Source organism: Endozoicomonas sp. YOMI1, from assembly GCF_024606345.1.
In the GTDB taxonomy this organism is placed as follows: Bacteria; Pseudomonadota; Gammaproteobacteria; order Pseudomonadales; family Endozoicomonadaceae; genus Endozoicomonas.
In genome coordinates, this window is sequence record NZ_JAHHPM010000224.1 from 1 (window position 1) to 1,073 (window position 1,073).

A 1,073-nucleotide genomic window follows, 5' to 3' on the forward strand; every position below is an offset into this window, starting at 1 on the left:
TCTGAAACGTCACGGGAGAAAGCCTGACATGATGTGCCAGATTCAGAAAAAGCAGCATCTTGAAAATAACCAGAGCGATTAGTAGCTGCATCAAAATAAGCAGAATAGCTAGGTCTATCCATTGAAATATTGAAATATTGAATTTTATCTAAAGACCACTCTTTCTTATAAAAAGTTCCTCTTTAACGCAACTCATTCACTATTAATGTCAACCAAGCCCTGCTATGGGTATTAATAACAGCGACGTTAAGCTCTTCAAAATGTCTCAGGGATGAGGAGGACGGTGGTGGTCGGGTCACTGGCAATCACTGGCAATGAGGTCATTGATGGCAACGCCAATAATCTCTTTCAGGATATTTCCCGGATCGACCGAACCATTGGTGATGTGGCGTTGCGTAAGGCGTTTATTGGGATCAGCACCGATAACAATGATATTTATCTTGGTAGCCATTTGATCCTGACCGAGCCTCCCAGGGATCAGAATGTTTCTGTCTTGTTATTCAATACCCGGCGAGCCGACTCCATAGAAGTGGCACCAATAATTACAGCAAGCTAACCGTGGATTATGAGCTCGGGGAAATTAACGTCTGGCGAGCGAGCGGCTATAACTCAGCTACCGGCAATGCGACCTATCAGCCTGCTGTGGCGATTACCGGGTCTGCGATCAGTGGGGCTATCCCGATCACTAATCGGGGATATTATTACTGCAACAGCTGACTTTAATGGTGATTTCAAAGCGGAAGAAGTGTAAGGCGCAATGTGATGTAACGCCTTACGTAACCGGCTCAGGCTTTGTGAAAAAATACAGACGATGAAATTTTGAACCGCTCAGAGAGAGCCTGTATATGGTCTCTTGTCAGGTTTCTTGTTCCGTTCAAAATCATGGATACCAGACTTTTTGCATAACTTGTCGTACTCTGAATGAGAGACAATATGCTTCACGTACAGTCGGTTATCTCTGAATTCGATAAAGGCAATGAGTCGCAGGTTAATACCACCAATATCAATAATCCAACAGTTGTCCTTGTATTTAAAATTATCCAGGCTTGGAAACAGGGCCTTCAATTCTTGCG

At 43.8% G+C, this 1,073-nt stretch carries 3 protein-coding genes; 2 read left to right on the top strand and 1 reads right to left on the bottom strand.

Annotated elements, in window-relative coordinates; all coding sequences use genetic code 11:
* The first annotated feature begins 286 nt into the window (after positions 1 to 286).
* Together KDK15_RS07825 and KDK15_RS07830 are read left to right on the top strand one after the other, a co-directional pair.
* A complete protein-coding gene (locus KDK15_RS07825; RefSeq protein ID WP_257294802.1) occupies positions 287 to 556 on the top strand; it encodes a hypothetical protein in 270 nt (89 codons plus the stop codon).
* A gap of 2 nt (positions 557 to 558) precedes the next feature.
* Entirely contained in the window at positions 559 to 717 is a 159-nt protein-coding gene (locus KDK15_RS07830; RefSeq protein WP_257294803.1) for a hypothetical protein, read from the top strand.
* Between the two features lie 111 nt (positions 718 to 828).
* On the opposite strand, the gene KDK15_RS07835 is transcribed toward KDK15_RS07830, so the two are convergent.
* Positions 829 to 1,073 (bottom strand): type II toxin-antitoxin system HigB family toxin (locus KDK15_RS07835; protein ID WP_257294804.1); only part of this gene is annotated, 245 nt, incomplete at its 5' end.